The 2,037-nt window shown below is 44.8% G+C and carries 3 protein-coding genes and 1 riboswitch; of the genes, 2 read left to right on the top strand and 1 reads right to left on the bottom strand.

Features of this window, described 5'->3' with window-relative positions:
* A partial coding sequence (locus AC1DUA_RS35205) for a DMT family transporter (protein ID WP_477504157.1) occupies window positions 1–804 on the top strand: 804 nt, incomplete at its 5' end.
* A gap of 122 nt (window positions 805–926) precedes the next feature.
* Window positions 927–1,475, top strand: coding sequence for a CBO0543 family protein (locus AC1DUA_RS35200; RefSeq protein WP_477504156.1), 549 nt, complete (start codon window positions 927–929; stop codon window positions 1,473–1,475).
* Between the two features lie 55 nt (window positions 1,476–1,530).
* Here the strand turns inward: AC1DUA_RS35200 and AC1DUA_RS35195 are convergent, their stop codons facing one another.
* Window positions 1,531–1,707: a YjfB family protein gene (locus AC1DUA_RS35195; protein ID WP_477504155.1), complete on the bottom strand. Its 177-nt coding sequence runs from the start codon at window positions 1,705–1,707 to the stop codon at window positions 1,531–1,533.
* A gap of 193 nt (window positions 1,708–1,900) precedes the next feature.
* Window positions 1,901–2,037: riboswitch (FMN riboswitch) on the top strand. This riboswitch is flagged as partial in the annotation.

The following is a 2,037-nucleotide window of genomic DNA, read 5'->3' as shown; positions in this document are numbered from 1 at the left end:
GGCATGAGGTTTTTCATTGCAGGGTTGCTTTTGTTCTGTTGGTTGTTGTGGCGGAAAAAAGCTACCGTAGCGCTTTTATTTCGCAAAGAGATGCTGCTTACGGGCATCTGTCTCACATTCGGCACATTCTCAACCTTGTACTGGGCGGAGCAATATGTTTCTTCCGGGATCGCGGCTGTCTTATCGGCTACTGGACCGATTATGATTCTCGTGCTGCAAACCTTCGTGCTGCGTCTGAAGACGACAAAGCTCTCTGTATTTGGCTGCATAGTTGGCTTTGCAGGTATTATCATCCTGTTGCTGCCACAACTGGCGGTATCCGCCAACATCGTTTGGGTGATCGGGAGTGTGGCGATTCTGTTCGGTGAACTGTTCTATTGCGTGGGAGCTCTGTATTCCAAAAAAGTCATTCAGCAATTCTCTGAGGCATCACCGATTGCACTGAATGCAGCGCAGATGATTTACGGAGGATTGCTGCTGCTGATCCTTTCATTTTTTACAGAACATGTGGACGTGCAAAGTCTAGTATCTCCAAAAGCGGCAGGTTCGCTACTCTATTTAATCGTGATTGGCTCCATGGTCGGACACAGTCTGTTCTACTGGCTAGTGGCCAAAACGAATCCGGTTTTTCCAGCTACATGGCTGTACATCTCTCCGTTGATTGCTCTAGCTGTGGGGGTTGCATTTTATGGGGAGACCATCACTTGGGTAACCGCTGTGGGCGTGGTGACCGTCATCGCCGGAACGATTTGCGCGAATCTGGACAGCTTGAAACAGTTAATGCTAAGGCGAAAAACGGCGTAAATACGCAGGATGATAAGTTAATTGCTGTCTGTTTCATATGAATCAACATTTATAGAAATAATAACCACAGGATCACGTGTTTGAACGCAGGCAGCACAAGTTTGATGGGATGGAGCTAAGTGATGGGTCACATAACAGAGTTAATTGGTTCATATTTGCCTGTAGTTATTGCCTTGTTATGCTTGATTGCAGCTTGGTTCTTCGGGGATTGGAGAAATTGGAAGACCTATTACCCAACGATTCTTTTTGCCATCTGCGTGGATTTTTTGGTTAGCCTTCTAAGTTATAATTATTCGCTTTGGGTTTTTCATAAAACCGCAGTAACGCCTAATCATACGATCGCCGATTTTCTGATTGCTTTTACTAATCTTCCCTGCATTGTGCTGGTGTACCTGAACAGATATCCTTTTAAGTCGCGCCCGCTGAAACAAGTCGTTTATATCGCCATTTGGTCAGCTATATTTACCTGCATTGAAGGACTATTCCTACTAATAAAATTGCTCGCGTATCATAACAACTGGAACTTTTGGTGGTCTATTGCGGTCTGGGTTTTCATGTTCATTGGGCTGCGCCTGCATTATACGAAGCCGTTATGGGCGTGGTTGCTGTGTTTCGCGGGGGTCGTTTTCTTGATTCTGTATTTCCATATTCCGGTGACTAAAATGAAGTGATTAAATAGAAAAAGAAGGAGAATTATGAAGTATTCTCCTTCTCCCAAAGGTAAAACTAGCCACTAATGTCTAGATTCCCACCCAAATGGGGTTGAACGCTTTGTTGCATCATTTGGACCATTTGCTGAGCTTGTTGCGTTGATTGATCTTTAGCCATGCTAAGAACCCGTATTTGTACAGCTTGAGCCAAGCTGCTCTGAGCTACGGACATTGAAAGCGCAGGGACGTCCATGAGTGTCCTCCTTTGTGTGAATGATCAGCTAACAGAGTATATATCGGAAAATGAGCAGCAATTTCTTAGCTTAAGGTGGGATGAAAAATCCTTGCTTTTTTTATTTTATGGTGCTAATATTCAGGAATAAATATTACTTATGTTTTGTAAGTGACCTTCTGATAAGGCACTTGCGGGACACTAAATTTAATAATTGAATCTTCGGGGCAGGGTGCAATTCCCTACCGGCGGTGAGGATACGTGCGTATGTATCTCAAGCCCGCGACTCCCGGCCTGTTAGGCTGGGACTGATTTGGTGAGAATCCAAGGCCGACGGTTATAGTCCGGATG

The sequence above is a fragment of the Paenibacillus sp. 01T422 genome, from assembly GCF_056398785.1.
Note: the sequence above shows the minus strand (reverse complement) of the source record. Positions and strands in the feature narration are given on the sequence as shown.